Source organism: Psychrobacter sp. TB55-MNA-CIBAN-0194, from assembly GCF_040309505.1.
Lineage (GTDB): Bacteria > Pseudomonadota > Gammaproteobacteria > Pseudomonadales > Moraxellaceae > Psychrobacter > Psychrobacter fozii.
The window spans coordinates 1-279 of sequence record NZ_JBEOOW010000199.1 but is presented as its reverse complement, the minus strand read 5'-3'; the positions used below and the strand labels follow the sequence as shown (position 1 = coordinate 279).

At 47.0% G+C, this 279-nt stretch carries 1 protein-coding gene; it reads right to left on the bottom strand.

Features of this window, described 5'->3' with window-relative positions; genetic code table 11:
• Window positions 1–279, bottom strand: a 279-nt coding sequence (locus AAEY75_RS14815) for an efflux RND transporter permease subunit (protein ID WP_352259994.1), incomplete at both ends; no start/stop codon positions are given.

The window sequence follows — 279 nt, the reverse complement described above, 5'->3', positions numbered from 1 at the left end:
GAATTTCGGCGACCACTTTAGATGGCTCAACATTGTTTTTATTCACATTGGCACTAATGGTAATTGCTCGGCGACCATCAACTCGGGTGATCGATGCATATGACTCACCCAGTTCGATATTGGCTACCGTTGAAAACGGTACCGCTGCGCCTGACGGGGTGCGGATAAGCATGTTTTCAAGATCGCCCACAGTGCGGCGCTGCTCAAGTGGGTAACGTACCATGACTTTCACTTCTTCTTTATTACGTAAAATACGTTGGGCTTCATAACCATAAAAGC